19 protein-coding genes and 2 tRNA genes are annotated in these 19,150 nt (G+C 53.0%); 11 read left to right on the top strand and 10 right to left on the bottom strand.

Going from position 1 to position 19,150, the window contains the following annotated elements; translation table 11 throughout:
- Window positions 1-253 precede the first annotated feature (253 nt).
- The 7 genes from sufA (at window position 254) to KAJ71_RS08235 (ending at window position 7,141) form a co-directional block, all read left to right on the top strand.
- Entirely contained in the window at window positions 254-625 is a 372-nt protein-coding gene (gene sufA / locus KAJ71_RS08205) for a Fe-S cluster assembly scaffold SufA (protein ID WP_248945265.1), read from the top strand.
- 14 nt (window positions 626-639) lie between these two features.
- The gene (sufB, locus tag KAJ71_RS08210) at window positions 640-2,139 is read left to right on the top strand and encodes a Fe-S cluster assembly protein SufB (RefSeq protein WP_248945266.1); all 1,500 of its coding nucleotides are present in this window, start codon (window positions 640-642) and stop codon (window positions 2,137-2,139) included.
- Between the two features lie 43 nt (window positions 2,140-2,182).
- Entirely contained in the window at window positions 2,183-2,929 is a 747-nt protein-coding gene (gene sufC, locus KAJ71_RS08215) for a Fe-S cluster assembly ATPase SufC (protein ID WP_021804565.1), read from the top strand.
- Window positions 2,904-4,190, top strand: a complete 1,287-nt coding sequence (gene sufD / locus KAJ71_RS08220) for a Fe-S cluster assembly protein SufD (RefSeq protein WP_248945267.1) — start codon at window positions 2,904-2,906, stop codon at window positions 4,188-4,190. Before sufC ends, sufD begins: the two co-directional genes overlap by 26 nt.
- Window positions 4,187-5,407: a cysteine desulfurase SufS gene (gene sufS, locus KAJ71_RS08225; RefSeq protein ID WP_248945268.1), complete on the top strand. Its 1,221-nt coding sequence runs from the start codon at window positions 4,187-4,189 to the stop codon at window positions 5,405-5,407. Before sufD ends, sufS begins: the two co-directional genes overlap by 4 nt.
- A 17-nt stretch (window positions 5,408-5,424) precedes the next feature.
- Window positions 5,425-5,841 (top strand): cysteine desulfuration protein SufE, encoded by a 417-nt coding sequence (gene sufE, locus KAJ71_RS08230; protein WP_248945269.1) that lies wholly within the window; start codon window positions 5,425-5,427, stop codon window positions 5,839-5,841.
- Between the two features lie 280 nt (window positions 5,842-6,121).
- A complete protein-coding gene (locus tag KAJ71_RS08235) occupies window positions 6,122-7,141 on the top strand; it encodes a L,D-transpeptidase family protein (RefSeq protein ID WP_248945270.1) in 1,020 nt (339 codons plus the stop codon).
- 194 nt (window positions 7,142-7,335) lie between these two features.
- On the opposite strand, the gene KAJ71_RS08240 is transcribed toward KAJ71_RS08235, so the two are convergent.
- The 6 genes from KAJ71_RS08240 to KAJ71_RS08265 all read right to left on the bottom strand — a co-directional run bounded on the left by KAJ71_RS08240 (window position 7,336) and on the right by KAJ71_RS08265 (window position 11,891).
- Entirely contained in the window at window positions 7,336-7,572 is a 237-nt protein-coding gene (locus tag KAJ71_RS08240) for a major outer membrane lipoprotein (RefSeq protein WP_005165631.1), read from the bottom strand.
- Window positions 7,573-7,878: 306 nt separating this feature from the next.
- Complete coding sequence (gene pykF / locus KAJ71_RS08245; RefSeq protein ID WP_248945271.1) at window positions 7,879-9,291, bottom strand: pyruvate kinase PykF; 1,413 nt, start codon at window positions 9,289-9,291, stop codon at window positions 7,879-7,881.
- Window positions 9,292-9,719: 428 nt separating this feature from the next.
- Window positions 9,720-10,025, bottom strand: a complete 306-nt coding sequence (locus KAJ71_RS08250) for a cupin domain-containing protein (RefSeq protein ID WP_248945272.1) — start codon at window positions 10,023-10,025, stop codon at window positions 9,720-9,722.
- Window positions 10,026-10,147: 122 nt separating this feature from the next.
- A tRNA-Val gene (locus KAJ71_RS08255) sits at window positions 10,148-10,224 on the bottom strand.
- A 21-nt stretch (window positions 10,225-10,245) separates the two neighbouring features.
- Window positions 10,246-10,322, bottom strand: a tRNA-Val gene (locus KAJ71_RS08260).
- A gap of 192 nt (window positions 10,323-10,514) precedes the next feature.
- A complete protein-coding gene (locus KAJ71_RS08265; protein WP_248945273.1) occupies window positions 10,515-11,891 on the bottom strand; it encodes an MATE family efflux transporter in 1,377 nt (458 codons plus the stop codon).
- Between the two features lie 290 nt (window positions 11,892-12,181).
- Here KAJ71_RS08265 and KAJ71_RS08270 point away from each other — a divergent pair, with 290 nt between their 5' ends.
- Together KAJ71_RS08270 and KAJ71_RS08275 are read left to right on the top strand one after the other, a co-directional pair.
- Complete coding sequence (locus tag KAJ71_RS08270) at window positions 12,182-12,823, top strand: riboflavin synthase subunit alpha (protein ID WP_248945274.1); 642 nt, start codon at window positions 12,182-12,184, stop codon at window positions 12,821-12,823.
- A 36-nt stretch (window positions 12,824-12,859) separates the two neighbouring features.
- Window positions 12,860-13,153, top strand: a complete 294-nt coding sequence (locus KAJ71_RS08275) for an I78 family peptidase inhibitor (RefSeq protein ID WP_248945275.1) — start codon at window positions 12,860-12,862, stop codon at window positions 13,151-13,153.
- 90 nt (window positions 13,154-13,243) lie between these two features.
- Here the strand turns inward: KAJ71_RS08275 and cfa are convergent, their stop codons facing one another.
- Together cfa and punC are read right to left on the bottom strand one after the other, a co-directional pair.
- A complete protein-coding gene (cfa, locus tag KAJ71_RS08280; protein ID WP_248945276.1) occupies window positions 13,244-14,395 on the bottom strand; it encodes a cyclopropane fatty acyl phospholipid synthase in 1,152 nt (383 codons plus the stop codon).
- Window positions 14,396-14,735: 340 nt separating this feature from the next.
- Entirely contained in the window at window positions 14,736-15,941 is a 1,206-nt protein-coding gene (gene punC / locus KAJ71_RS08285; RefSeq protein WP_248945277.1) for a purine nucleoside transporter PunC, read from the bottom strand.
- Between the two features lie 125 nt (window positions 15,942-16,066).
- On the opposite strand from punC, the gene punR reads away from it, so the two are divergent.
- Complete coding sequence (gene punR / locus KAJ71_RS08290) at window positions 16,067-16,996, top strand: DNA-binding transcriptional activator PunR (RefSeq protein ID WP_248945278.1); 930 nt, start codon at window positions 16,067-16,069, stop codon at window positions 16,994-16,996.
- Window positions 16,997-17,032: 36 nt separating this feature from the next.
- On the opposite strand, the gene purR is transcribed toward punR, so the two are convergent.
- A complete protein-coding gene (gene purR / locus KAJ71_RS08295; protein ID WP_248945279.1) occupies window positions 17,033-18,058 on the bottom strand; it encodes an HTH-type transcriptional repressor PurR in 1,026 nt (341 codons plus the stop codon).
- A 324-nt stretch (window positions 18,059-18,382) separates the two neighbouring features.
- Here purR and cydH point away from each other — a divergent pair, with 324 nt between their 5' ends.
- Window positions 18,383-18,472 carry a cytochrome bd-I oxidase subunit CydH gene (gene cydH, locus KAJ71_RS08300; RefSeq protein ID WP_248945280.1) on the top strand — a complete coding sequence of 30 codons (90 nt, stop codon included), beginning with the start codon at window positions 18,383-18,385 and terminating at the stop codon, window positions 18,470-18,472.
- A gap of 64 nt (window positions 18,473-18,536) precedes the next feature.
- Here the strand turns inward: cydH and sodB are convergent, their stop codons facing one another.
- Entirely contained in the window at window positions 18,537-19,115 is a 579-nt protein-coding gene (gene sodB / locus KAJ71_RS08305) for a superoxide dismutase [Fe] (protein ID WP_248945281.1), read from the bottom strand.
- Window positions 19,116-19,150: the final 35 nt, after the last annotated feature.

Genomic DNA, 19,150 nt, shown 5'->3' on the forward strand with positions numbered 1-19,150 from the left:
GTGTTATAACCTTGCCGGGGCTGCGGGATAAGCCGTACGGAATATGATGAATTACAATAAATTCAGCAGGATAAAAATTATCCCTGACTCTATTTCGCCTGGATGCGCCATCGGTTTAACGCGCTATCGAGCGTAATTCCGGGCGTTTGGTAAATACCCCCGTAAAACAAACGGTTGAAGTGATAATCATTATCACTAACATAGACGGTAAGCCAGATTGGCGGTGGTAGAACACGAATGTGAGGTAGGCCATATGCATACGGAAGATGTTGGTACTTTTTCCTTGGCAGACAACGTCTGGCAAGGCATTTCGCTGAGCGACAGCGCGGTGAAGCAAATACTCAGACTCATGCAGCAGGATGCGCAGGTGAAAGGGCTGCAACTCGGCGTCAAACAATCCGGCTGTGCGGGCTTTGCCTACGTGCTGGATTTGACCCGCGAACCGGCCAGCGACGATCTGTTGTTCGAACGCGACGGAGCAAGGCTGTTCGTGCCGCTCAAAGCGATGCCGTTTATCGATGGCACCACGGTAGATTTTGTTCGGGAAGGGCTGAATCAGATGTTCAAATTTAACAACCCTAAAGCTCAGAACGCCTGCGGGTGCGGTGAGAGCTTTGGCGTTTAAGCGATGCAATCAACATGACACGAAGCAACGTAGAAACAGCGAAAGACGTACCGGCTTGGGTCAGCGAAGGTCGCTATAAGGAAGGATTCTTTACCCAACTGGCCACCGATGAGTTGGCCAAAGGTATCAATGAAGAGGTGGTACGCGCCATCTCGGCCAAGCGTAACGAGCCAGAATGGATGCTGGAATTCCGCCTGGAGGCTTACCGCGCCTGGCTGCAAATGGAAGAGCCACACTGGCTGAAAGCCAACTACGACAAGCTGAACTATCAGGATTACAGCTACTATTCGGCACCGTCCTGCGGCAGCTGTGATGACGCCTGTGGTTCTCAGCCAGGGGCGGAGCAGCAGCCCGGAGCCAGTACGGAAAACGGCTACCTGACCAGCGAGGTAGAATTGGCGTTCAATCAACTGGGCGTTCCGGTGCGTGAAGGTAGCGAAGTAGCGGTAGACGCCATCTTTGACTCGGTTTCCGTCGCGACCACCTACCGTGAAAAGTTGGCGGAGAGTGGGGTGATCTTCTGCTCGTTCGGTGAGGCCATTCACGATCATCCGGATCTGGTGCGCCAGTATCTGGGCCGGGTTGTCCCGCATAACGACAACTTCTTTGCCGCACTCAACGCAGCGGTGGCTTCTGATGGCACCTTTGTCTATGTGCCGAAGGGCGTGCGCTGCCCGATGGAGCTATCCACCTATTTTCGTATTAACGCCGCGAAAACCGGCCAGTTTGAACGTACCATTCTGATTGCCGATGAAGGCAGCTACGTTAGCTATATCGAAGGCTGTTCAGCGCCGGTACGCGACAGCTATCAGCTGCACGCGGCGGTAGTAGAAGTGATCTTGCATAAAGACGCCGAAGTGAAGTATTCCACAGTGCAAAACTGGTTCTCCGGCGGCGGCGAAAGCAAGGGCGGCATTCTTAACTTCGTGACCAAACGGGCGCTGTGTGAAGGCGCAGGGTCCAAAATGTCCTGGACGCAGTCGGAAACCGGCTCGGCCATCACCTGGAAATACCCAAGCGTGATCTTGCAGGGCGACAACTCGATCGGCGAGTTTTTCTCGGTGGCGTTGACCAGCGGCAACCAGCAGGCGGATACCGGCACCAAGATGATCCACATAGGTAAAAACACCAGGTCGACCATTATTGCCAAAGGGATCTCCGCTGGGCACAGCCAAAATACCTATCGCGGATTGGTGAAGATCCTGCCCGGGGCGGAAAACGCCCGTAACTTTACCCAGTGCGATTCGATGCTGATCGGGCCGAACAGCGGGGCGCATACCTTCCCTTATGTGGAAACGCGCAATAACAGCGCCCAGCTTGAGCATGAGGCCACCACCTCGAAGATTGGTGACGACCAGCTGTTCTACTGCCTGCAACGGGGGATCAGCGAAGATAATGCCATCTCGATGATCGTCAATGGTTTCTGTAAGGACGTGTTCTCCGAATTGCCGCTGGAATTTGCCGTGGAGGCACAGAAGTTACTGGCTATCAGCCTGGAACACAGCGTCGGTTAAGCACCCGTATTTATAGCGCAGCAGCGCGATCTGAGGACACAGCATGTTAAGCATCAAGAATTTACACGTCAGCGCCGAAGGTAATGAAATCCTCAAAGGGCTGAGTCTGGACATCAAACCGGGTGAAGTGCACGCCATTATGGGGCCTAACGGCTCCGGTAAAAGCACGCTTTCCGCCACGCTGGCTGGCCGGGAAGAGTATGAAGTCACCGCAGGGGAAGTGACGTTTAAAGGCAAAGACCTGCTGGAACTGGCTCCTGAGGATCGGGCCGGTGAGGGCGTGTTCCTGGCGTTCCAGTATCCGGTGGAGATCCCCGGCGTCAGCAACCATTTCTTCCTGCAGACCTCGGTGAATGCGGTGCGTAATTACCGTGGCCAAGAGGCGCTGGATCGCTTTGACTTTGCCGACTTTATCGAACAGAAGATCGAGTTGCTGAATATGCCAGCGGATCTGTTGACCCGTTCGGTCAACGTCGGTTTTTCCGGCGGTGAGAAGAAACGTAATGACATCCTGCAAATGGCGGCGCTGGAGCCGGAGCTGTGTATTCTGGATGAAACGGATTCCGGGCTGGATATCGACGCGCTGAAGATCGTCGCCAACGGCGTTAATTCGCTGCGTGACGGCAAACGTGCCTTTATTATCGTCACCCACTATCAACGCATTCTCGATTACATCAAACCGGATTACGTTCACGTGCTTTCCCAAGGGCGCATCGTGAAGTCCGGTGATTTCTCATTGGTGAAACAGTTGGAGGAGCAGGGCTATGGCTGGCTTTCCGACCAACAGTAATTCACGGGCGCTGCAGCAGATGTACAGCCTGTTCGAAGCGCGCGGCGGCGAGCGCTCTGCTCATGCGCTAGCCCATTGGCAGCAGGCTTTGCGCCAAGGCTGGCCGACTCGCAAGCAGGAAAACTGGAAATATACCCCGCTGGAAGGCTTGCTGGAGCAGCAGTTTCTGGAGCCTGTGGACAACGTGTTCAGCGCGGAGCAGCGTGACAAGCTGGCGTTGAAGATCGATGCCTATCGCCTGGTGTTTGTCGATGGGCGTTTATGCCCGCAACTGAGCGATGAGGATCTTGGTGACTACCGGTTGACCAGGGTGGCCTATGATGCGTCACCAACGCTTCCGGAGCCGATCCAGCCGGAAATCTTCCTGCATTTGACCGAAAGTCTGGCGCAGGAAACCGGCGTGATTAGCCTGGCGGCAGGCAAAACACCGGTTAAGCCGCTCTATCTGCTGCATATCAGCACCGGTCGTGAGCAGCCTGGTGAAGTGAATACGCTGCATCACCGGCATCATCTGGAGATTGCGAGCGGCGCACGGGCTTCGGTCATCGAACACTATACCAGCGTCAGCGTTGCGGCCCACTTCACCGGAGCGCGCCTGACCGTGACGGTGGGCGATAATGCCGAGCTGCATCATTGCAAACTGGCGTTTGAGAGCCAGGCCAGTTACCACTTTGCCCATAACGACCTGCTGATTGGCCGCGACGCGCGGGTTAAAAGCGATAGCTTCCTGCTGGGGGCGGGGCTGACACGCCATCATACCAGCGCACGACTGGACGGCGAGGGCAGTAATCTAGTGATCAACAGCCTGGTGTTGCCGGTAGGTAAAGAGGTGTGTGACACCAGAACCTATTTGGAACACAACAAAGGCTACTGCGAAAGCCGCCAACTGCACAAAACGGTGGTCAGCGATCGAGCCAAGGCGGTGTTTAACGGCATGATCAAGGTCGCGCAACACGCGATCAAAACCGACGGCCAGATGAACAACCACAACCTGCTGTTGGGCAAGGTCGCGGAGGTAGATAGCAAACCGCAATTGGAAATCTACGCCGATGATGTCAAATGCAGCCACGGTGCCACCGTGGGCCGGATCGATGAAGAGCAACTGTTCTATTTGCAATCGCGCGGTATCGATAAACATGCGGCGCAGCAGATGATCATTTTTGCCTTTGCCGCTGAACTGACGGAGGGCATTGCCGACCCGATCATCCGGGAGTTGGTATTGGCGCGGATCGCCGAACGTTTACCCCAGGAGGCGGCATGAGTTATCCCCTGGAGCGGGTGCGTAGAGATTTTCCCCTGCTGGCTAGGGAGGTCAATGGGCAACCGTTGGCTTACCTGGACAGCGCAGCCAGCGCACAGAAACCGCAGAGCGTGATTGACCGCGAACTGGATTTCTATCGTCACGGGTATGCCGCAGTACACCGCGGTATCCATACGCTGAGCGCCGAAGCTACCCAGCAGATGGAGGCCGTGCGCGAGCAGGTGGCGCGTTTTATCAACGCAGACTCTGCGGAAGAAATCGTGTTTGTCAAAGGAACCACCGAAGGCATCAATCTGGTGGCTAACAGCTTTGGCCGCCATCTGCTGACGGCGGGCGACAGCATCATCATCACTGAGATGGAGCACCATGCCAACATTGTGCCGTGGCAAATGCTGGCGCAGGAACGTGGCATTACACTGCGTGTCTGGCCATTGCAGCCAGATGGCACCTTGGATCTGGCGCAACTGCCAGGCTTGATCGATGCCTCCACCAAGCTGCTGGCAATCACTCAGGTGTCGAACGTGCTGGGAACCGTCAACCCACTGCATGCGATCATTCCCGTGGCCAAATCGGCTGGGCTGAAGGTGCTGGTGGACGGCGCTCAGGCGGTGATGCATCAGCGTATTGATGTCCAGGCGCTCGACTGTGATTTCTATGTGTTCTCCGGCCACAAGCTGTATGGGCCTAGCGGTATCGGCATTCTGTATGGCAAGCAAGCGTTGCTAGAGCAGATGCCGCCGTGGGAAGGCGGTGGTGCGATGATCCAACGGGTCAGCCTGAAGGAAGGGACTACCTTTGCTTCTCCTCCCTGGCGTTTTGAGGCCGGTTCGCCCAATACGGCTGGCATGATGGGGCTGGGGGCAGCCATCGAGTATGTCGAGGCTCTGGGGCTGGAAAACATCCACGATTACGAGCAATCTTTAATGCGCTATGCATTGGAAGGATTGCAGCAGGTGCCAACGCTAAAGATTTATGGCCCTGCGCAACGTGCTGGCGTGATTGCCTTTAACTTGGGTGAACATCATGCCTATGACGTGGGTAGCTTCCTGGACCAATACGGTATTGCGATCCGCACTGGGCACCACTGTGCTATGCCGCTGATGGAGTTCTACCGGGTGCCAAGTATGTGCCGGGCTTCGCTGGCGTTGTACAATACCCGCGAGGAAGTGGATCGGTTGGTAGCCGGTTTGCAGCGCATCCACAGCTTGTTAGGCTAATCATTAAAGGGAGCCACATGGCGCATTTGCCGGACAAAGAGAAACTGGTGCGTAATTTTTCCCGCTGCCTGAACTGGGAAGAGAAGTACCTGTACGTGATCGAACTGGGTAGCCAGTTGCCACCGCTGGATGAAAGTGATCGGCAGGCGGTCAACCTGATTTCCGGCTGTCAAAGCCAAGTCTGGATCGTGATGAACAATAACGCTGAAGGGCGGGTTGAGTTTCACGGTGATAGCGATGCCGCGATAGTAAAGGGTCTGCTGGCGGTGGTGTTTATTGTTTATCACCAGCTCACGCCGCAGCAAATCCTCGATCTGGATGTGCGCCCTTTCTTCAGCGAACTGGCTTTGAGCCAACATCTGACGCCTTCCCGTTCTCAGGGGCTGGAGGCGATGATCCGCGCTATTCGCAGTAAAGCGGCTCAGTTCGCCTGACCGGACACCCAAGGCTTATTGATGGCACGCTATGTCAATGAGCCTTTACAATTCCTGCCAAACTCCGCCTTTTTTCCGCAAATCATAGCCATTTCAGTCAGTTACTCGCTGACGATGCATTGACAATTCCTGTGTTTGATTACGTTATAACATGTTGATTTTGGGCAATTTATTGCCTTTGAGTCGGATCTTGCTAATATCGAAAGAGTGTTTATCTTATTTACCTGCTGGCCAGCGACCGCTAGCTTTGCCATGAACCGTAATAACAATAGGGATAAGAATGAAACGTGCGTTGACTCTAATGGGCGTGTTATTCGCCACCGTGCTGACCGGCACTCAGGCCGCCAGTGCGAACGAATACCCATTGCCGCCGCCGGGCAGCCGTCTGATTGGTGAGAATACGATTTACAACGTGCCAAACGATGGCCGTTCGCTGGAGGCCATTGCGGCTGACTACAAGATTGGGCTGTTGGGCATGCTGGAAGCCAACCCAGGTACCGATCCCTATTTGCCTAAACCGGGGACGGCGCTGACTATCCCGACACAGATGCTACTGCCGGATACCCCACGCGAAGGGATTGTGGTCAACCTGGCGGAACTGCGCTTGTACTATTATCCGAAAGGGGAAGATAAGGTGATCGTCTACCCGATCGGTATCGGCCAGACCGGCATGAATACGCCGCTGAAGGTGACCTCGGTCAGCCAGAAGATCCCAAACCCAACCTGGACACCCACCGCCAACATCCGCAAGCGCTACCAGTCACAGGGCGTGACCCTGCCTGCGGTAATACCGGCTGGCCCAGAGAATCCGATGGGGCTGTTTGCCATGCGTTTGGCCATGGGGCACGGTGAATACCTGATCCACGGCACCAATGCCAACTTTGGTATCGGAATGCGCGTGAGCTCAGGCTGCATCCGTCTGCGCCCGGACGATATCGAAACGCTGTTCAACCAGGTGCCACAAGGCACCAGAGTGCAAATCGTCAATGAACCGGTGAAAGTCTCCGTTGAGCCAGACGGCAAACGCTATGTAGAAGTGCATCAGCCATTGTCGAGAGTGGCCAGTGACGATCCGCAGACCATGCCAATCGCACTTTCTAAAAATCAGAAAGCATTTGCTGCCGATCAACAGACCGACAAGACAATGCTCGACAGCGCCATCGTACGGCGTTCTGGAATGCCGGTGCTGGTCAGTGTAGGGCAAGACCCTTCCGAGGTCGCTACGCCGTCTACAGCGCCTCAGGGCGAGAGTGCTGGCACCTCGGGTTGGTCTGGAGCACCGATTAGCTCGGTGGACTGAGTCTCGGTGTGGTGCAGGACGCAGCATGTGAACTGACCCCACGAATTAAATCCGTTTAGCAGTATTGTTATTGTGTCATCAATCTGAGCCTGGCGTTGAGCCGGGCTTTTTTTGTCTGCAAGGGCGGAGGGGGCAAATGAGATGCAAAAAAAAACGGTGCACAATGTGCACCGTTTTCAATAACCGAAGCAATCTTACTTTTTGTAAGCGTGTGCTTGGTTGTCCAGACGCTGGTTAGCGCGCGCTGCGTCGTCTTTAGCTGCTTGAACGTCAGAACGGATTGCGTTCACGTCGTTGCTCAGCTGATCAACTTTAGCGTTCAGAGTCTGAACGTCAGAAGACAGTTGGTCGATTTTAGCGTTGCTTGAGCAGCCAGCCAGCATAGTAGAAGCCAGGATTACCGCGCCCAGTACCAGTTTAGTACGATTCATTATAACACCCTCTAGATTGAGTTAATCTCCATGTAGCGTTACAAGTATTACACAAACTTTTTTCGAAAGAGAATAAATTTTTTGTATTAAGGCTCTTTATTTTGATCGTTCGCTCAAACTTGCATCTGGTTTTGCAAAATAGTTAAAAAATCGAAGGAAAACAGCCTGATTCTATGGGAGAACTCTTAATTGAAACTGGAGAAATAAACCACTTTAATGGTTGCGTTTTTCTGAAAGTACGGTATGGCAGATAAAAAAACGCCGCTAGGCGGCGTTTGGGTTACAGATTTGTAGTCACGTTTATTATTACAGCACGTGAACCGAAGCCGTATTGGTGGTGCCGCTTGGTACCAGAGCACCAGAAACCATCACTACGACGTCGCCTTTCTGTGCCAGGCCGCTCGCCAAAGCAACTTCTTTACCAATGCGGTAGAAGTCGTCGGTAGAAGCAATTTCCTTGACCATCTGAGTGGTGATGCCTTTGCTCAGGATCAACTGACGAGCAGTGACTTCGTTGGTCGTCAGCGCCAGGATCACGGCGTTAGGGAAGTACTTACGTACGGATTTGGCCGACTTGCCCCCGCTGGTAGCAACCACGATCAGTGGAGCGTCCAGTTTCTCGGCGGTTTCTACCGCACCACGGCACACCGCTTCGGTAATACGCAGTTTACGGTTGTCGTTCAGGGTATCGATACGGCTAGGCATCACGCGATCGGTACGTTCGCAGATGGTTGCCATGATGGTAACGGCTTCCAGCGGATATTTACCCTTGGCGCTTTCACCAGACAGCATCACTGCATCGGTACCGTCCAGGATGGCGTTGGCAACGTCACCGGCTTCTGCACGGGTAGGGCGCGGGTTCTTGATCATTGAATCCAGCATCTGGGTCGCGGTGATAACCACTTTGCGTGCGCGGTTACACTTCTCGATCATCATCTTCTGCGCGAAGATCACTTCTTCTACCGGGATTTCTACACCCAGATCGCCACGGGCAACCATGATGCCGTCAGACGCTTCGAGGATCTCATCGAAGTTGTTGAGGCCTTCCTGGTTTTCGATCTTGGAGATGATCTGAATGTGTTCGCCGCCGTGGGCTTTCAGGTGCTCACGGATTTCCAACACGTCGGAACGCTTACGGATAAAGGAAGCCGCAACGAAGTCTACGCCTTGTTCACAACCGAAGATCAGGTCACGCTTGTCTTTTTCGGCCAGTGCTGGCAGCTGAATGGAAACGCCCGGCAGGTTAACACCTTTGTTTTCGCCCAGATCGCCGCTGTTCAGTACTTTACAGATTACTTCGCTTTCGGTAACCGCAGTCACTTCCATACCGATCAGACCATCATCCACCAGTACGGTGTTGCCAATTTTAAGGTCGGCAGCAAAGCCAGGGTAGGTCACAGCAACGCGCTCTTTGTTACCGATAACGCTTTGGTCGGTGGTGAAGGTGAAGGTTTGGCCAGCAACCAGGGCTGCATCAACGCCGCCTTCCAGCTTCATGGTACGGATTTCCGGGCCTTTGGTATCGAGCAGGATACCCGCGTTTTTACCGGTTTTGGCAATTACCGCACGCATGTTTTTGATGCGGTTGCCGTGTTCTTCATAATCGCCATGGGAGAAGTTAAGGCGCATTACGTTCATGCCCGCGTTCAGCAGGCTGGTCAGCATTTCTTCCGACTCGGTTTTCGGGCCGATAGTACAAACAATTTTGGTCTTTTTCATGACGATTTTTTCTGCAAGTTGTGATGGATAATAAAACTAACGGTACCGGCGGCTAGGCCATCGGTAAGGGATTTGAGCTGTGCCTGGCAATGCAAAACATAGTTAAGGATAGGTGACCTTGGTCGAAGTGGGGTGGAAAAATTCGGCCGATGCCCAGATGTGGGTAGGCTGCGCAAAAAGCGAGGATGGGAATTTGTTGTAATTGCGTTTTCGCAGATCAAGGGCTGAAACCATTCAACTGAAAGACGTTGCGCATTATAAGGCTATGCGGCTGGAAACAAAACAAAAAACCGCAGTTACGGGCAGGTTTGTACATAAAATCAGCAAATATGGCGCAAAAAGGCCGCCTGCCAACGGGTTTGTTGCGCAAATAGCATTACTGTAAAGGATTATGTTTTCGAAAAAATAAAGTGATGAACTTCACGCTTTCAAGCATTTTGCTGGATTTCCAGCAGGACTCCGTCATCCAGACAGAAACAACCAAATACGGTGGCGGCAGGGATCGTCAGGGTTTCCTGAGCTATCAGAGTATGCACGTCGCTGCCGACGGTGAACTCGAAAATACCAGAAAGGATGCGGATTTGCTGAGGGTAGGGGCGTTTTTGCAGTTGGTCAAAGGTGCCTGCGGCAAATTTTACTTCCCAGGCGGTGCTCCCATCGCTCATTTGCCCTTGGCGGCGGGCGAGGCCATTGTCGAATTGTTCGAACGGCAGGTGTGATTTAAAAACCGACATCAAAATTACCTCCATCAGGATACTGCGCTGATGATACGCGACGGGCTGACGCTATGTCCGGTATTACTGTCAAATTGGGTTGCCGTTAGGCGAGAGATAATACTGGGAAGCGAAATAAGAAGTGGTGCGTCCGAATGGACTCGAACCATCGACCCCCACCATGTCAAGGTGGTGCTCTAACCAACTGAGCTACGGACGCACTGTGCTACTTTCAGGAATTTGGTGCGTCTGAATGGACTCGAACCATCGACCCCCACCATGTCAAGGTGGTGCTCTAACCAACTGAGCTACAGACGCATCTTTTTCCTCTCTGTCATGGCTGACAGCGGGGACGAATATTAACGAGCAACCCGCCTGCTGGCAAGGGGAAAAACGCAATTTTATTCGGTATTTCACGCGATTGCTGAGCTTGTGTGCAGTAAGGCGCTTTTTTCTGCAATGGCTGGCGAGGAACTCGCCGGTTTGCCTGAGACAAACCGGCGAATGCGATTAACGGGTGGAGCGCTGCAGAATCAACGCCGGGGGTTGGCGCTGTAACCAACGCATCCGCAATACCATCATGATGGCGGCAAAGGTCAGGCCGATAATAAAGCCGAACCAGAATCCGCTTGGCCCCATCGCCGGCACAATGTAGTCCGTTAGTGCCAGTAGATAGCCGCTTGGCAACCCGAGAACCCAATAGGCCACAAAGGTGATGTAGAAGATCGCCCGGGTATCTTTATAACCCCGCAGAATACCGCTACCAATCACCTGGATGGAGTCGGATATCTGATAAATCGCCGCCAGCAGCATCAAATGGGAGGCCATGGTCACGACCTCGGGGTTATCGTTGTACAGCAGGGCGATAGACTCGCGGAACGCGGCGGTGAACAATGCCGAGCAACTGGCCATAGCGATGCCTACGGCAATCGCCGCATAGGCGGCAATCCGAGCGCCCTCTACCGAGCCTTCACCCAGACGGTGTCCAACGCGAATGGTGGCCCCAACGCCGAGCGACAGCGGCAGTACAAACATCAATGAGCTGAAGTTCAGGGCAATCTGGTGCCCGGCAACCGCAACGATGCCCAGCGGTGAAACCAGTAATGCCACCACGGCAAACAGCGTCACCTCAAAGAATAACGCCAGGGCAACCGGTAAACCAATGCCGATCAGGCGTTTTAACGCCTGCCAATCCGGGCCACGATGAGCGCCTTCCTCCAGCTTGATATCCCGCAGCGAAGACGCACGTTTGGCATACCAGCGCATCATCAGGAACATCATCCAATACACACTGGCGGTGGCGACACCACAACCGACGCCGCCCATTTCCGGCATGCCAAACTTGCCGAAAATCAATATGTAGTTGATTGGAATGTTGATTAACAGACCCAAAAAGCCTATTACCATGCCGGGCTTGGTTTTGGATAAGCCTTCACACTGGCCACGGACTACCTGGAAGAATAAATAGCCGGGCGCACCCCACATAATGGCATGCAGGAAACCAACGGCTTTTTCAGCCAGCAGCGGATCGATGTTGTGCATCATGTCGATCACCAGTTGGCTGTTATAAATCACGGCGATAATCAGTAGTGAAACCCCCGATGCCAGCCAAAAGCCCTGACGTACCTGATACGCAATACGATCACGGCGACCAGCGCCGTTGAGCTGGGCGATCACCGGGGTTAAGGCCAGCAGTAAACCGTGGCCGAACAGGATAGTCGGCAACCAGATAGAGGTTCCGACTGCAACGGCGGCCATATCCGTGGCGCTATAAGAACCAGCCATGATGGTATCGACCACGCCCATTGCGGTTTGGGATATCTGCGCGATGATGACCGGAATTGCGAGGGCCAATAAACTACGCGCCTCCATAAAGTACTTCTGCACGTATACACCTTTCTAATAGTTATGGGGAAGGGGATTGCTGCAAACAGCAGCAACTAAAAACTGCGGAACTTGCCGAAAAGATTGTACCTGCTAGTCGGGGTTAAGCAAAGTTTGTAAAGAAATAGTTATACTCGTCGCCTTGAAACTACAGCGCTGTTAGCTGCGAACGCTAACTCCAGAATATAAACTAGGCAAGCACCGCTTTTTTGCCTTTGCGCGTTTGGTTTTCTGCCGTAACTGGGGCAAACTGCTTACAGCGCGTTGAACATAGTCATAAAGAAGAGGCCAACATGTTTACCGGTATCGTACAAGGCACCGCCCCGCTGATTGCCATTGATGAAAAACCCAACTTCCGTACCCACGTTGTTGAAATGCCTGATGAGCTGTTACCAGGGCTGGAATTGGGGGCCTCGGTTGCCCACAATGGCTGCTGTCTGACCGTCACGGAGATCGCAGGCAATCGCGTCAGCTTTGACCTGATCAAAGAAACTCTGCGGTTGACCAATCTTGGCGATCTTAAACAGGGGGATGTCGTCAACCTGGAAAGAGCCGCCAAGTTTAATGATGAAATCGGCGGGCATCTGATGTCCGGGCATATTATCTGTACGGCGGAAGTCAGCAAGATTTATACCTCGGAAAATAATCGCCAGATCTGGCTACGTATGCCGAATATCGATTTGATGAAATATGTGCTGCATAAGGGTTTCATCGGTATCGATGGCATTAGCCTGACCATTGGCGAGGTGGTCAATAACCGTTTCTGTGTGCATCTGATCCCGGAAACCCTTGAGCGCACCACGCTGGGTAAAAAGCGCTTGGGCGATAAGGTCAATATCGAGATCGATCCGCAAACTCAGGCTGTAGTGGATACCGTCGAACGCGTGCTGGCTAATCGTGAGGCGGCGTCAGCTGTACTGGCACCCAAAGCCTGATAACCCTATACCGATAACCATACTTAGGAGCTAAACGTGAAGTTTTATGGGAAAACGATGATGCTAGCGGCGCTGTTGGCGCTGACCGCCTGTTCAAGCTCCCAGGAACAGGCGAACTCACAGTCGGCCGAAGCTGAAGATGATACCTGTGGCGCGGTGCAATATCAGAATTATGTGGGTAAACCGCTGTCTGCGTTGGACGGGGTCAATATTCCTCAACAGGTACGTACCATTCCTTATAACTCTGCAGTGACCATGGACTTCAATCTTAAGCGCTTGAACTTCCTGGGTGACAGTGAAGACAAGATTATTCGTGTTTATTGCGGCTAAAATATAAAAACCAACCCCGGCAACCCGGGGTTTGAATTCTCAGATGGTCATCATGTGTAGGGGCGCCTCATGCTGCGCCCGCCTAGCCTTTCAGCGAGCAACTCGCAGGCCCCCTTCGACGCCTTTGGGGCTAAATACCACCTGCCAAAGTTGAATGTCGCGAGCTCGGAACGCCCCAGCGCAGGCATTAAGGTAATAGCTGAACATCCGTTCAAAGCGTTCGGAATAGCGCGACGCCAGCTGTGGCCAACCCCGTTTGAAACGTTCATACCAGGCCATCAGGGTGCGATCGTAATCTGCGCCGATGTTATGCCAATCCTCCATGACGAACCGGCCTTCGCTCGCCTGGGCAATATGTTTCACCGATGGCAGGCAACCGTTGGGGAAGATATATTTATTGATCCACGGATCAACGTTCATATCGGTCTGATTGGAGCCAATGGTGTGCAACAGGAAAATACCATCGGGTTTTAAATTACGTTCCACCACTTCGAAATAGGTTTGGTAGTTCTTCGGCCCGACGTGTTCGAACATACCAACCGAGACGATGCGGTCAAACTGTTGGTGGAGATCGCGGTAATCCTGCAGCAGAATTTCCACGTCCAGCCCGGCACAGCGCTCTTGCGCCATTTTTTGCTGTTCGGCGGAGATAGTGACCCCTACCATGGAAACACCGTAGTGCCTGGCCGCATAAGCAGACAGGCCTCCCCAGCCACAGCCGATATCCAATACCCGCATGCCGGGCTGCAGGTGCAGTTTTTCGCAAATCAACCGTAGCTTGGCTGCCTGTGCTTCTTCCAACGTAGTGGCCTGTTGCCAATAGCCACAGGAATATTGCATATAGGGATCCAACATCTGGGTAAACAAATCGTTACCCAGATCGTAATGCTCTTTGCCCACTATCCAGGCACGTTTTTGGGATTGCAGATTGGTCAGGCGGGCAGCGGCAATACGTAAGATATCTTTCAGATGATGGGGCAGTTTATTTTCCAGGCCAGCTGCGACAACCCGCTGAAAAAATATGTCCAGCCGTTCACACTCCCACCAGCCATCCATATAGCTCTCGCCCAGCCCCAGGGAGCCGTCTTGCAGTACGCGTTTAAAGAAATTGGGATTGTTGATCTGAATATCGAAAGGGCGTGAGCCATTGATTTCAATACCGGCCATGCTAAGCATTTCATGAGCGATACGATACCAATGGTTATCCTGGATGCTCAGATCTTCTATACACGATGAACTCATAGCTTCTCCATCACCTTCTTCTGACTTATGATCCTGCAGAATATAGCGTAGACAAATCTCTACAGGGACATACGTATACCTACGGTAAAAATTCACCGTGGTGTCTGAAATTCGACTGGAACAGAGGAAATTTAAGAGACTCCCTGCGTCAAAGGGCGCGGGTAAATGCAACCTTAAAAAAGTGTGATGCCATCCACGTACGCAACAGTTGCTGCAATAAGAGCTTGGTATAACTGTTATTCTAAAAGGTCGTTTTCGAGTATAGGCTTGCCGAGGCGTAGACTCAACTGCAAATCGCGCTCGGCAATAAGTTTCATTAAGTGACTATTTATTAGAGTTATTATGACACTGAGTCGGCACGATCCTGCCGTGTCACCTGCGTTTCATCCGTTCCTTTCCCACGCTGGATCAGGTAGCCCAAGGCTGCCAAAAATACGGTGGCAACCATTACGGTGGCTGTGGCTAACAGCGGCTGGGCGATAAATGCCGAAACCAACAGGCTGGCTAGAAAACATAATCCCAACTGTAGCGTGTTTTGCAGCGCAGCGGCTTTGCCACTGTTGTTGGGGAAGGGCATCAACGCATTGGCCACTAGAATAGGGTAGCTGGCACCGTTGACTAACGCCATAAAGCAGAACGGTATCAGCAGCGTGGTCAAAGTCGGTTCACTTAGCGTGGCGATCAGATACAACGCTACCATGCTGATGCCATAAGCTAACAGCAACCACGGCAGCAAGGTTTTGCCAGAAATGCGATTTAATGCGCTACGGCAGCCGTAACCCCCTAATAAGAAAGCCAGCGTTTGTGGCACATAGCTCAGGCCGATATCGTTTGGGCTATACCCCATATCGCCGAGGATAAAGGGTGATCCCGTCAGCCAGGCGAAGAAACCGGCAGAGCAGGCGGCAAAAACCATCACGTTGCCGCTGAATACCGGGGATTTTAAGATCTGCATAAAGCCAAGGTTGGCCTTCTTATCGGCAGAAGGCACCCGTTTGCTACGGTCTTTCAGCAATAAGGTGGGGAGAAGCAGCAGTGCGGTAATCCCCAGCAGCACGGCGAAGATAGCTCTCCATCCCATATGGTTTAGCAACCAGGCTCCCAGCAGTGGGGCCAGCGCCGGAGAGAGGGCGACCAGCGGCATAATGGAGGCGAAAACGCGGTTAGCTTTGCCATCGCGGTAGCGATCGACCACGATCGCCTGCCAGGTAACGGCGGCGGAACACACGCCAATAGCCTGAATAAAGCGCAGTGACCACAGTTGCGCCACGTTCTCGACCCACAGCATACCGAGACAGCCGACGGCGAACAGGGCCAGGCCTATCAATAACACGGGCTTACGGCCAATACGGTCGGATAGCGGTCCCCACAGCAACTGGGCGAAGGCAAAGCCTGCCAGGAAGATACTCAGGCTGGCGCTGATCGCCCCTGCGGAGATTTGCAGATCCTGCTGCATTGCCCCGAAGGCGGGCAGGTACATATCGGTTGCCAGATAGCCCAGCATACTCAGGCCAGCCAGGTAGAACATAAATCCAAAATTTCGCATTGCTATTTCTCGTTAAAATTATGTTGTCGCAGGTTCTGAAGCGCCGGCAAGTGTATACGGCTGGATCTCTGCTTGTGAAACGGTAATATTTGCAAAGTGCTGTTAAAAAATTTGAAGGCAAGGTTATGTGGTCTGAATATTCACTCGATGTGGTAGATGCCGTAGCGCGGACCGGTAGTTTCAGCGCAGCGGCACAGGAGTTGCACCGTGTTCCTTCTGCGGTGAGCTATACGGTACGGCAACTGGAGCAATGGCTGGCGGTGCCGCTGTTTGAACGCCGTCACCGCGATGTAGAGCTGACGCCGGCGGGATCACTGTTTATTAAAGAAGCGCGGGTTGTTATCAAAAAAATGCTCGATACCCGACGACAGTGCCAACAGGTGGCCAACGGTTGGCGTGGGCAACTGAGGATTGCGGTCGATCTGATCGTCAAACCCCAGCGTAGTCGCCAATTGGTGCTGGATTTTTATCGTCATTTCCCCGATGTGGAGCTGATGGTACAGCCGGAAGTCTTCAACGGTGTGTGGGATGCCCTGGTGGATGGCCGTGCTGAGATGGCCATTGGTGCAACGCGGGCGGTGCCGGTAGGTGGCGGTTTTGCCTTTCGCGATATGGGCTTTATGAATTGGCTCTGCGTAGTGCATGCAAAGCATCCGCTGGCCGCTTTGCAAGGAAAACTGCGCGACGATCAGCTACGGCCTTATCCCTCATTGCTGTTGGAAGATACTTCGCGCAATTTGCCCAAACGGGTGACTTGGTCGTTGGACAACCAGCGGCGGCTTACCGTACCGGATTGGGTTTCGGCGGTAGACTGTTTGCGTGCCGGGCTATGTGTGGGCATGGTGCCCGCACATCAGGTATTGCCGTTGGTACAAAGTGGCGAACTGGTAGTGTTACCGCTGTATGAGCCTTTCCCACCCAGTGCCTGCTGCCTGACCTGGCAGCAAAACGCCCAGTCACCGGCCATGGCCTGGCTGTTAGACTATCTGGGCGACAGCGAAACGCTCAATCAGGAATGGCTCAGTGAAGGGATACTGGATGCCGTTCGTCGCTAAGCGGGCGCAGCATGCCATGCAACGCCCTATGGAGGGTTAACGACGGTAATCGACAAAAGGACCATCGGCGACGGAGCGGCGCTCAATGAGTTTTGGGTGAACTTCAATCACCTGTGATTCTTCACGTTTGCTGATGATGCGATCCAACAGCATGGTGAAGGCCATCTCACCCAGGCGCTCTTTTGGCTGGTGAACGGTGGTCAGCGCCGGGGTGAAGTAGCGGGCATTACGCACGTTATCGTAGCCAATGACCGAGATATCCTGGGGTACACGCAGCCCTAGTTCATCGGCGGCGCAGATCGCCCCCATGGCCATAATGTCACCGCCACAGAAAACGGCGGTTGGCCGATGCTTTTGCGACAGGATCTGATGCATGGCTTTGTAGCCAGATTCGGGCTCGAAATCCCCTTGCACGATCCATTCTTCACGCACTTCGATGTGCGCTTCCTTCATGGCTTTCAGAAAGCCCTGGTGGCGACCACCGCCGGTATTACGCGCCAGTTGACCAGGAATGGCACCGATGTCCCGGTGGCCACGTTCAATCAGGTAGCGGCCTGCCAGGTAACCGCCTTCGAAGGAGTTGTCGATAATGGTATCGGTGAAGTCTCCGTGCGCGGTACCCCAGTCCATCACCACCATGGGAATATTACGGTAATCCTCCAGCATGCCCAGCAGCTTATCTGGATATTCTGAGCACATGATCAGCAGGCCATCGACGCGTTTTTGCGCCAGCATCGCCAGATAGGCTTGCTGTTTATCCAGGTTATTGTGCGAGTTACACAGGATCAGGGTATAGCCTTTACTGTAGCAGCTGTTTTCTACCGCTTCGATCACTTCGGCAAAATAGGGGGCCTCACTCGAGGTGGCGAGCAAACCGATCGATTTGGTGTGGTTGACCTTCAGGCTGCGGGCGACGGCGCTGGGTGAATAGTGCAGCTCTTTGATGGCGGCCCAAACGGCCGTTTTGGTATCTTCGGCGACGAAGCGCGTTTTATTGATAACGTGCGAAACGGTAGTGGTAGAAACGCCAGCGCGTTTGGCCACATCTTTAATCGTTGCCATGTAAAAAATGACTCCTAAACCCACATGTTACAGCATGTAAGTATGATGTTAATCGTTTGCCTGCGTAGATCCTTTCTCAGATAAGCGAAAACTGAGTTTTTAGTGCTGAAGTCGTAAATCGCTTGAACAGGAAGGGGCAGTTTATCGGTACGCAGTTGTGAACTGCGGATTTTGTCGCATATTGACGAAAAGTGGAAGAGCTAATCGGTATTTATCCGCGGGGAAATCATAACAAGATTTTAATCACGAACTGTGGGAAAATGATTTGACGTATTAACTGTGTAGCTTATGCTCTGGAAAAGCCAATCTGAGAGGGAGTTGTAAATGGATACCGATCTGAAGATGTCATTACTCACCACCGTGGGTGCTTTGGCAATGATTATTGCTTTCAGTTTTGTTGCCGCATTGAACTGATCCACAGCAAAAAAACAAAGGCGCAGCTTGATGCCGCGCCTTATTACTAGCTAGTCACCCGTCGTTAAGCCAGGTTTTTTGCCACGAACGCCCAGTTTACCAACGCCCAGAAGTTTTCCAGGTACTTTGGCCGCGCATTGCGGTAGTCGATATAGTAAGCATGTTCCCATACGTCAACGGTCAATAACGGAACGTCTGCGCCCGTCAGCGGGGTTGCCGCATTCGAGGTGCTGACGATCGCCAGACTACCGTCGGCTTTTTTCACCAGCCAGGTCCAGCCAGCGCCGAAGTTTTTCACGGCGGCATCGGTGAACTGTTCTTTAAAGGCGGCGAAAGAGCCGAATGACTTATTGATGGCCTCAGCCACTGCGCCCGTTGGCTCGCCACCCCCTTGCGGTGATAAACAGTGCCAATAGAAGGTATGGTTCCAGACCTGAGCGGCGTTGTTGAACACGCCTCCGGTGGAGGTTTTGATGATCTCGACCAGAGATTTTCCTTCGAACTCGCTGCCTTTCACTAGGTTGTTCAGGTTAACCACGTAGGTGTTATGGTGTTTGCCATAGTGGTATTCCAGCGTTTCTGCGGAAATGTGCGGTTCGAGAGCATTTTTCTCATACGGTAATGCAGGTAATTCAAACGACATTGCTTTCTCCTTTTATAGCCAATACGCTTCTCCGA

This window comes from Serratia silvae (assembly GCF_023282985.1).
GTDB lineage: Bacteria > Pseudomonadota > Gammaproteobacteria > Enterobacterales > Enterobacteriaceae > Chania > Chania silvae.

Bases quoted from the DNA above. Each gene is read 5' to 3' on its own strand.
- sufA (WP_248945265.1), top strand. From the start codon at position 254: ATGCATACGGAAGATGTTGGTACTTTTTCCTTGGCAGACAACGTCTGG.
- sufB (WP_248945266.1), top strand. From the start codon at position 640: ATGACACGAAGCAACGTAGAAACAGCGAAAGACGTACCGGCTTGGGTC.
- sufC (WP_021804565.1), top strand. From the start codon at position 2,183: ATGTTAAGCATCAAGAATTTACACGTCAGCGCCGAAGGTAATGAAATC.
- sufD (WP_248945267.1), top strand. From the start codon at position 2,904: ATGGCTGGCTTTCCGACCAACAGTAATTCACGGGCGCTGCAGCAGATG.
- sufS (WP_248945268.1), top strand. From the start codon at position 4,187: ATGAGTTATCCCCTGGAGCGGGTGCGTAGAGATTTTCCCCTGCTGGCT.
- sufE (WP_248945269.1), top strand. From the start codon at position 5,425: ATGGCGCATTTGCCGGACAAAGAGAAACTGGTGCGTAATTTTTCCCGC.
- KAJ71_RS08235 (WP_248945270.1), top strand. From the start codon at position 6,122: ATGAAACGTGCGTTGACTCTAATGGGCGTGTTATTCGCCACCGTGCTG.
- KAJ71_RS08240 (WP_005165631.1), bottom strand. From the start codon at position 7,572: ATGAATCGTACTAAACTGGTACTGGGCGCGGTAATCCTGGCTTCTACT.
- pykF (WP_248945271.1), bottom strand. From the start codon at position 9,291: ATGAAAAAGACCAAAATTGTTTGTACTATCGGCCCGAAAACCGAGTCG.
- KAJ71_RS08250 (WP_248945272.1), bottom strand. From the start codon at position 10,025: ATGTCGGTTTTTAAATCACACCTGCCGTTCGAACAATTCGACAATGGC.
- KAJ71_RS08270 (WP_248945274.1), top strand. From the start codon at position 12,182: ATGTTTACCGGTATCGTACAAGGCACCGCCCCGCTGATTGCCATTGAT.
- cfa (WP_248945276.1), bottom strand. From the start codon at position 14,395: ATGAGTTCATCGTGTATAGAAGATCTGAGCATCCAGGATAACCATTGG.
- punC (WP_248945277.1), bottom strand. From the start codon at position 15,941: ATGCGAAATTTTGGATTTATGTTCTACCTGGCTGGCCTGAGTATGCTG.
- punR (WP_248945278.1), top strand. From the start codon at position 16,067: ATGTGGTCTGAATATTCACTCGATGTGGTAGATGCCGTAGCGCGGACC.
- purR (WP_248945279.1), bottom strand. From the start codon at position 18,058: ATGGCAACGATTAAAGATGTGGCCAAACGCGCTGGCGTTTCTACCACT.
- cydH (WP_248945280.1), top strand. From the start codon at position 18,383: ATGGATACCGATCTGAAGATGTCATTACTCACCACCGTGGGTGCTTTG.
- sodB (WP_248945281.1), bottom strand. From the start codon at position 19,115: ATGTCGTTTGAATTACCTGCATTACCGTATGAGAAAAATGCTCTCGAA.